Origin of the sequence: Pantoea sp. CTOTU49201 (assembly GCF_032054795.1) — a bacterium.
Lineage (GTDB): Bacteria > Pseudomonadota > Gammaproteobacteria > Enterobacterales > Enterobacteriaceae > Pantoea > Pantoea symbiotica.
Genome location: NZ_DAMBSA010000196.1, coordinates 1 through 8,494, shown reverse-complemented (window position 1 = coordinate 8,494; position 8,494 = coordinate 1). Strand labels below are relative to the sequence as shown.

Genomic DNA, 8,494 nt, shown 5'->3' with positions numbered 1-8,494 from the left:
CCGCATCGTTCAGCACGGTACCGGCCAGTGCGCCTGATTTCACCAGCGCCAGCGCTTCTGGCAGTGCATCGACACCGAACACTGGAATGCTGGTTTTGTTGTGCGCTTTCAGCGCTTCAACCGCACCCATTGCCATCGCATCGTTGTTGGCGATGATCACTTCAATCTTGTCGGCGTTCGGGCCAGAGAGCCAGGCGTCAACTTTGTCTTTTGCCTGTGCGGTATCCCACATCGCGGTATCCATCGCCAGCTGCTGCGTTTTCAGACCGTCTTTGTTCAGGGTATCGATCACGTATTTGGTACGTGCTTCAGCATCCGGATGGCCCGGCTCGCCTTTCAGCAGCACGAACTGAATCGTACCGTCTTTATTCAGATCCCAGGCTGGCGTAGCTTTCCAGTGCTTCTCAATCAGCTGACCCTGGATGATGCCTGACTCTTTAGAGTCGGTACCGACGTAGTAGGCTTTCGGATAGCTGGCCAGCACTTTGGCGTTAGGTTCTTTGTTGAAGAACACCACCGGCACATCGTTGCCGCGCGCTTTATCAATCACCACTGCCGCAGCAGCCGGATCCACCAGGTTGATGGCCAGCGCTTTCACGCCTTTTGCCATCAGCACGTCAATCTGGTCGTTCTGTTTGGACTGGTCGTTTTGTGAGTCGTTCATCAGCAGCTGAATGCCGCCCAATGATTTCGCTTCTTTCTCAATGTCCTTACGCACCATCGACATGAAGTTGTCGTCGTATTTGTAAATCGTCACGCCAATGCGGGTATCGGCGGCGTGCGCAGTTGCACCAAACATCATGCTGGCAACCAGTGCTGTGAGCGTGAAAACCTTCTTATTCATGGTATCTCCGGTTTTTTATGTAGGGCATTTCATTGCGCTATTTGCCTGCGGGCAAACAGCGCCGTCGGTTGTAAACCTGATAATGGGCGGACGCGTAACGCAAAGCCGGGCCACCATCGCAATCCTGACTTCCCTGTAGGTAAACGCTTCCTGAAGAGTGTTGTGAACTATTTCAATCGGCTACTGAAACCTGCTGGGAAGAGGATTTCTCAGCGTTACATGATGTTTCAGTCCGGTAAGACGCTGCCATCATAGTGAGCGGCATGTTAATTAACTGTGAATGCAATCACAGATTGGAAACGGTTACGCTGAGCTATCGCCTGAATTAGTGACCGACTCCACAATTTGCCGCTGGGCGACAGAATGGCGACGTACCAGCGTGGGCATAAAGCAGTGTGATGCATTGATATCCAGCTCGCCAGCAGCACCTTTGAGCGCCAGCTCAGTGGCAAGTTTTGCCATAGAAACAATAGGATAACGGACCGTAGTTAACTGAGGATCGGTGTAACGGGAGATGGGAATGTCATCAAAGCCAATGACAGAGAAATGCTGCGGAACCTGGATGCCGTTGTCCTTCAAAGCGGTCAATGCACCGGCTGCCATGCCGTCATTGTAGGAAAACACCGCTGTTAAATGTAAGTTACGGCCCAGTAATTCCACCATCGCTGCTTCGCCGCCTTGCATGTCAGGTTCAGCATGAGCAATCCATGACTCCTGCGGACGAATTCCCTGCTCTGACAAGGCCTGCAGCCAGCCTTCGCGTCGCTGCGTCACATCCTCAATCGGATGACTGGAGCTAAGAAAGCCAATGCGTTGATGTCCCTGTTGTAACAACATACGCGTCGCTACCTGCGCGCCAGTGACGTTATCCAGGCAGACGCAGCGGTGTTCATAACCGGGAATAGTACGGTTAATCAATACCATACCCGGAACCTGGTCCATAAACTGCGTCAGTTCGGCGTCTGAAAGCGTTTTCGCGTGCACCACCAATGCGTTGCAGCGTTGACGTATCAGCACCTCAATTGCGTGACGTTCTTTCTCTTCCTGATGCCAGGAGTTACTGATTAACACGTGTTTATGCACGCGCTGCGCCACGGTATCGACCGCTTTTACTAGCGCGCCAAAGAAGGGATCGGAAACATCCATCACCACCACACCAATGGTGTCACTGATTTGCGTGGCCAACGCCTGCGCGTTGGCGTTCGGGCGATAGCCTAACGCGTCAACGGCGGCCAGCACAGCTTCACGGGTATCGGCGGTGACTGCACTGCTGTTATTGAGCACACGCGACACGGTGGCTACTGACACACCGGCCTGACGGGCGACATCACGAATCGTTATCATGCAGCTGTTCCACAGAGGCTGAAAATGCGCGACAAGCGCGTAACGGCGCTATTCTGTCAGGGCATCTGCAATGACTACGTGAATCACGTCACATCAATGAAAACGGTTACATACAATTCTGCAACCTTTGTGATGAACATCATTATCTGAGCGAGGAGGAAGGGTCAGGTTTTCCCGCGGCAAGACGCGTCAGTTTGCGCCAGATCCACTCCATTGGCCCCTGCGGGAAGACGCGCAGCCACAGCACGGAAAACAGGATATTAACCAGCCAGATAGCCGGTACAAAGGCCAGCAGCTGCAGGCGATCAAACTTGAGGAACAGGTTGAAACGGTAGAACAGCGTGGTGCAAATCAGCGTCTGTAACAGGTAATTGCTCAATGCCATGCGGCCAACGCATTGAATGGCGTAACTGATGCGCGATGACGCAATGTGCGGCCAGAATCCCAGACAAAGTGCGGCATAACCGAGGCTGATAAACGGGCTGGCGAGATCGCGCGGCACCTGCAGGAAGAAGCCGGTCCAGCGGAATTCCCAGCCAATCATCCACTGCGCGGCGATGCCGGGAATGGCGATCAGCCAGCCGATGGTCAGCAGCAGCGCAGCCGAACGACGATAGTGCTGCACGCTGAATTGCCCGCTCAGCCAGCCGCTGCGCATCAATGCGGCACCAATCAGCATTAACCCCGCTAGCTGCCAGCCATATTGTGACGCCAGCGCCATTAAGCTGGACGACAGGTGATCCAGCCGATTCTGCACCGCTTCCCAACCGCCGAGCAGTTTCCAGTAGCTTTCATATTGCAGCTCCGCCGCGCCCGGCAGCCAGGAATTCGTTGGATTGGGGCTGGAAATTAAGCCGAATACCACCAACACGCCACAGCCGACCAAATAGAGTAATGCGCCGGTTTGTAACAACGCACGGTCGGACGGCACATCACGCAGCATGCGCCAGATAATCAGCCCAATCAGGCCGTAATCCAGCAGGATATCGCCTTCCCAGAAAAAGATGCCGTGAATGAATCCGAGCAGCACCAGCAGCGTCAGACGCGCCGACATCCAGCGGCTGCCGCGCGGTGCCTGCATGTACAGGCCAGCACCAAACAGCAAGGCAAACAGCGTGAGGAATTTCAGCTGCGCCAGGCCATCCATGATCGCCCACGTCCAGGCATCAGACGTTAATGCCTCTCCGCGCCACGCCGGATTGAGATAGGCCGCCGATGGCAAGGCAAAGCCGACAATGTTGAGCAGCAAGATGCCGAGAATGGCGCAACCACGAATGAAATCCAGCGCGAGATAGCGTTGCATCGAGTGCCCTGACGAAGAGAGGAAATCGGGCGACACGCTGCCGCCCAAACAGATTAGCTGTGGCGAACTGCGCGTAAAAATTCCTGACGCGTGTTCTGGCTGGATTTGAACAGGCCGCCCAGCGAGGTGGTGGTGGTGGCGCTGGTGGCATCTTTCACGCCACGCGCTTTCACGCAGTAATGCACCGCATCAATCGATACCGCAACGTTATTGGTGCCCAGCAGTGTTTGTAGCGCCACCAGCACTTGCTGCGTCAGGCGCTCTTGCACCTGCGGACGCTGAGCGAAGAACTGCACGATACGGTTGATTTTCGACAGGCCAATCACTTTCTCTTTCGGGATATACGCCACGGTGGCTTTGCCATCGATAATCACAAAGTGGTGTTCGCAGGTGCTGGTCAGCGTAATATCGCGCACGGTCACCATCTCATCCACTTTCATCTTGTTTTCGATGACGGTGATTTTCGGGAAGTTGGCGTAATCCAGACCTGAGAAAATCTCATCCACATACATCTTGGCGATACGATGCGGCGTCTCCATCAGGCTGTCATCTTCCAGATCCAGGTTCAGCAGCTGCATGATTTGCGTCATGTGGCCGGCAATTTCGCGTTTACGTGCGTCGTCATCCATTTCACGCACCGGGGCGCGTAGCGGCGTTTCCAGACCACGCGCCAACAACGCTTCGTGAACCAGGGCGGCTTCCTGACTTAAGATACTCATTTACTCTTCTCCGGCAGGTGATGCGCCCGCGGGTCTTCGCCCACGGGGGAAATTCTGAGCGCGTATTGTGAAATACTCCGCGCCCTTAATCCAGTAATCATTCCGATAAGCTTTTCATCACGTGCGGCGACGTAAAACCAGCATCCCGGCAACGATTAAACTGGCGCCCGCCACCCACAGCGCCGGTTCCAGTTGATGCCACAGCATGCTGGAAATCCACGACAGCAGCGGACCGGCCAACTGCCCAACCGCATATCCGGTAGTAAGCAAACCGGCAAGATAGCGCGCGTGTTGCGGTGCCAGCTCACGCCCGTATTGCAGCGTCAGTTGCACCACGCACAGGAAGCCGCCGCCAATCAGAGCCGCGCCCAGCATCAGGCCATTTAAACCCGGCAGCACAATCGCGGCGATAACGCCCAACGCCTGCGCCCACAACACTATCGCTAAACGCGCATGGCTGCTGCCCCAGCGACGCGTCAGGATGCCCAACACGATGCCGATCACCGCCGCGCCACCAAATACCGGCCAGACAAACTGGGCAAAGGCGCTGTCAGGAAAACGCGCCGCCGCCATTTGCGACAGAAAGGTGGCAGGCAGAATGTAGCCAAATCCGGCAAGGCTGTAGCTCATTACCAAGCGCTTGAGATCGCCATTCAATACCAACGGCGATGCGGCTTGATCGGGACGATGCAATTGGCCGGTACGCGGTAGAAAACGCGCAATTGCGGCAATCAGCAACAGCGCCAGCAAACCATACGCCGCCCACGCAAAGGCCGCGCTGACGCCGCTGGCATGCAGCGCTACGGCCAGCATGCCGCTTATAAAGATGCCGGTGCCAGGACCGGCAAACACCGCTGCCAGCAAGCCCGGACGGCCATGATGATGCAGCTGATCGCTGGCCCATGCCGCCAGCAACACCATGGCCCAGCCGCTGGCCCAGCCAATCAGGAAACGAATCAGGCCATGTAACCACGGACCGCTGAGACAGGCCGACAGCAACGTTAATATCACCGCGCCCCACACGCCCGCCTGTAAGCGCCACTCGACGCGTTTGCGCGCACGCATCGCATCAAAAGAGCCAAACAGATAACCGAGATAGTTGAGTGCTGCCACCAGGCTGGCGCTGGTGAGCGTCAATTGATGGTCATGAATCATCAGCGGAACCTGCGGCGTGAAAGCAAATCGCCCAATCCCCATTGCAACCACTAAACTTAAGAACGCGCTAAGCGCGACACGAAACGCCATACCGACCTCAGGATGTTTTATCACTTGTCACTAGCATGCATGACGTTTAAACTCACGGAAAGTGAATAATATTAACCAAGTTGTTTACGAGAAGAGAATATGGATTTAGTACAGCTCCGCATGTTTTGCTCCGTCGCCGAATCCGGTTCGCTGGCGCGTGCCGCCGAGCAACTCCATCGCGTACCTTCCAATCTCACCACGCGTCTGCGCCAGCTGGAAGATGAAATTGGCGTTGATCTGTTTATTCGTGAGAAGCAACGCATTCGTTTGTCGCCGATGGGCCACAATTTCCTCAACTATGCGCAGCGTATCCTGGCGCTGAGCGATGAAGCGCTGAATATGGCGCGCGCCGGTGAGCCGGGCGGTAATTTCGCGCTTGGTTCGATGGAGAGCACCGCCGCGACGCGGCTGCCTGCGCTGTTGGCGGCCTATCACCAGCGTTTTCCGGCGGTAGAGCTGTCGCTGATCACCAATACCTCCGGTGAAATCATTGACAAGGTGCGTGAAGGTACGCTGGCCGCCGCGCTGGTGGATGGCCCGGTGGCACACGACGATCTCAACGGCTGCATTGCCTTTAACGAGCAGATGGTGCTGATCACCAGCCCGGAACATGCGCCGATTGCCAGCGCGCGCGATGTCCAAGGCGACACGCTGTTTGCTTTCCGCAATAGCTGTTCCTACCGCACCAAGCTGGAAGCCTGGTATCGCGAAAGCCAGACCGCGCCGAGCAGCGTGATGGAGATTCAGTCCTATCACGCGATGGTAGCGTGCGTCGCCGGTGGCGCCGGCGTGGCGATGATTCCCGCCTCGGTGCTGGCACAAATGCCGGCGCGCGCACGCGTGCAGGAGCATGCGTTACCGCCCGCTTACCGCGATACCGCCACCTGGCTGATGTGGCGGCGCGATGCGTTTACCCCTAACGTGGAAGCGCTGAAGTATTTGATTATTGAACTGTTTGACGATCGCCCGGTTAACGACGAGTTGCGGCATCCGCTGCACGTTGCCGAGTGAGTTTCTGTTTTATCGACATCACGACCATCGGGGCCACTTACCCCGCATCTACAGGAAGAGGGATTGCATGAACATGATTAAAACCCGCGCCGCCGTTGCCTGGGCAGCTGGCGAACCGCTGAAAATCGAAGAAGTGGATCTGATGCCACCGCAAAAAGGTGAAGTGCTGGTGCGCATCGTGGCCACCGGCGTGTGCCACACCGATGCTTACACCTTGTCTGGACAAGATCCGGAAGGTGTATTCCCGGCGATCCTCGGCCACGAAGGCGGCGGCGTGGTAGAAGCGGTCGGTGAAGGCGTGACCAGCGTGGCCGTCGGCGACCACGTGATTCCGCTTTACACCCCAGAGTGCGGCAAGTGTAAGTTCTGTCTCTCTGGCAAAACCAACCTGTGTCAGGCGATTCGTGCCACCCAGGGCAAAGGTTTGATGCCAGACGGCACCACCCGCTTCTTCAAAGACGGCAAGCCGATTTTCCACTACATGGGCACTTCAACTTTCTCTGAATACACCGTGGTACCGGAAATCTCGCTGGCGGTGATTAGCAAAGAAGCGCCACTGGAAGAAGTGTGCCTGCTGGGCTGCGGCGTCACCACCGGCATGGGCGCGGTGATGAACACGGCCAAAGTGAAAGAAGGCGATACCGTGGCGATCTTCGGCCTCGGCGGCATTGGTTTGTCGGCGATTATCGGCGCGAAGATGGCGAAAGCCGGTCGCATCATCGGTATCGATCTCAACACCAGTAAATTCGATCTGGCGCGCAAACTGGGTGCAACCGATCTGATCAACCCGAAAGATCACGATAAGCCGATTCAGGATGTGATCGTTGAACTCACCGACGGCGGCGTCGATTTCTCCTTCGAGTGCATTGGTAACGTCAACGTGATGCGTTCGGCGCTGGAGTGCTGCCATAAAGGTTGGGGCGAATCGGTGATCATCGGCGTTGCTGGCGCGGGCCAGGAGATTTCTACCCGTCCATTCCAGCTGGTGACCGGCCGCGTATGGCGTGGTTCCGCGTTTGGTGGCGTGAAAGGCCGTTCACAGTTGCCGGGCATCGTGCAGGATTACCTCGACGGTAAATTCGCGCTGAACGATTTCATCACCCACAACCTGCCGCTGGAAGAGATTAACGACGCCTTTGATCTGATGCATGAAGGGAAATCAATTCGTACGGTGGTGCATTTTACTAAGTAATCAGGAGACGTTATGGCTTCCACTTTGGAGCTGTTAGAAGAGCATCGCATCTTTGGTGGCTGGCAGCAGCGCTGGCGTCATCAGTCGGCGGTGCTGAACTGTCCGATGACCTTCAGCATTTTTCTGCCGCCGCCGCAGAGTGACGCGCCGCCGCCGGTGGTGTGGTTTCTCGCTGGGTTGACCTGCAGCGATGAGAACTTCACTACCAAAGCTGGCGCACAGCGCGTAGCTGCGGAGCTGGGTTTGGTGCTGATTATGCCGGACACCAGCCCGCGCGGTGACGAGGTGGCGAACGACAGCGGTTACGATCTCGGCCAGGGCGCAGGTTTCTACCTCAACGCCACGCAGCAGCCGTGGGCGGCGAACTTCCGCATGTTCGACTACCTCAGCAGCGAACTGCCGGAGCTGGTGGCGGATAACTTCAAGCTGAGCGATCGTCAGTCGGTGATGGGGCATTCGATGGGCGGACACGGTGCGCTGGTGCTGGCGCTGCGTCTTGGCGGGCGTTTTGCGTCTGCTTCGGCTTTCGCGCCGATCGTCAATCCGACCGAAGTGCCGTGGGGCCAGAAGGCCTTTGCAGCTTATCTGGGTGAAGATCGTGAGACGTGGCGTGAATGGGATAGCTGTCTGTTGATGCGTGACGTGGAACAGCGCTTGCCGATTCTGATTGATCAAGGGGATAGCGATCAGTTCCTCGCCGATCAACTGCGTCCAGAGCGACTGGAAGCGGTGGCGCGTGAGCAAGGTTTCCCGCTGGAGTTACGCATTCAGCCGGGTTACGACCATAGCTATTTCTTTATCGCCAGCTTCGTGGAAGACCATCTGCGTTTCCACGC

The 8,494-nt window shown here is 56.6% G+C and carries 8 protein-coding genes; 3 read left to right on the top strand and 5 right to left on the bottom strand.

Annotated features, from left to right (window positions below; translation table 11 throughout):
- The 5 genes from mglB to RTY00_RS14405 all read right to left on the bottom strand — a co-directional run.
- The coding region (gene mglB / locus RTY00_RS14425; protein ID WP_312664909.1) for a galactose/glucose ABC transporter substrate-binding protein MglB at nucleotides 1–844 on the bottom strand (844 nt) is incomplete at its 3' end.
- 303 nt (nucleotides 845–1,147) lie between these two features.
- On the bottom strand, nucleotides 1,148–2,188 hold the full coding sequence (galS, locus tag RTY00_RS14420) for an HTH-type transcriptional regulator GalS (RefSeq protein WP_312664908.1): 1,041 nt from the start codon (nucleotides 2,186–2,188) through the stop codon (nucleotides 1,148–1,150).
- A 142-nt stretch (nucleotides 2,189–2,330) separates the two neighbouring features.
- Nucleotides 2,331–3,491, bottom strand: coding sequence for a DUF418 domain-containing protein YeiB (gene yeiB, locus RTY00_RS14415; RefSeq protein WP_312664907.1), 1,161 nt, complete (start codon nucleotides 3,489–3,491; stop codon nucleotides 2,331–2,333).
- Nucleotides 3,492–3,544: 53 nt separating this feature from the next.
- On the bottom strand, nucleotides 3,545–4,210 hold the full coding sequence (folE, locus tag RTY00_RS14410) for a GTP cyclohydrolase I FolE (protein WP_008104975.1): 666 nt from the start codon (nucleotides 4,208–4,210) through the stop codon (nucleotides 3,545–3,547).
- A 117-nt stretch (nucleotides 4,211–4,327) separates the two neighbouring features.
- Nucleotides 4,328–5,455, bottom strand: coding sequence for a YbfB/YjiJ family MFS transporter (locus RTY00_RS14405; protein ID WP_312664906.1), 1,128 nt, complete (start codon nucleotides 5,453–5,455; stop codon nucleotides 4,328–4,330).
- A 99-nt stretch (nucleotides 5,456–5,554) separates the two neighbouring features.
- On the opposite strand from RTY00_RS14405, the gene ptrR reads away from it, so the two are divergent.
- From ptrR to fghA, 3 genes are all read left to right on the top strand, one after another.
- Nucleotides 5,555–6,466, top strand: a complete 912-nt coding sequence (gene ptrR, locus RTY00_RS14400) for a putrescine utilization regulator PtrR (protein WP_101763711.1) — start codon at nucleotides 5,555–5,557, stop codon at nucleotides 6,464–6,466.
- 67 nt (nucleotides 6,467–6,533) lie between these two features.
- Nucleotides 6,534–7,658, top strand: a complete 1,125-nt coding sequence (locus RTY00_RS14395) for an S-(hydroxymethyl)glutathione dehydrogenase/class III alcohol dehydrogenase (RefSeq protein WP_064739274.1) — start codon at nucleotides 6,534–6,536, stop codon at nucleotides 7,656–7,658.
- A 12-nt stretch (nucleotides 7,659–7,670) separates the two neighbouring features.
- Nucleotides 7,671–8,494 (top strand): S-formylglutathione hydrolase (gene fghA, locus RTY00_RS14390; RefSeq protein ID WP_312664905.1); only part of this gene is annotated, 824 nt, incomplete at its 3' end.